This window comes from Microbacterium sp. MMO-20 (assembly GCF_037147735.1).
Lineage (GTDB): Bacteria > Actinomycetota > Actinomycetes > Actinomycetales > Microbacteriaceae > Microbacterium.
Genome location: NZ_JBBCUU010000030.1, coordinates 1 through 223 on the forward strand (window position 1 = coordinate 1; position 223 = coordinate 223).

1 rRNA gene is annotated in these 223 nt (G+C 51.1%); it reads right to left on the reverse strand.

The features are described 5' to 3' along the window. Positions 1-223: ribosomal RNA gene (locus WFI52_RS14155) — 23S ribosomal RNA — on the reverse strand; the annotation flags it as partial.

Genomic DNA, 223 nt, shown 5'->3' on the forward strand with positions numbered 1-223 from the left:
GAGGGAACCTTTGGGCGCCTCCGTTACTTTTTGGGAGGCAACCGCCCCAGTTAAACTACCCACCAGGCACTGTCCCTGAACCGGATTACGGTTCGAAGTTAGATATCCAGAATGACCAGAGTGGTATTTCAACAATGACTCCACGGTAACTAGCGTCACCGCTTCACAGTCTCCCACCTATCCTACACAAGCCACACCGAACACCAATACCAAGCTGTAGTAA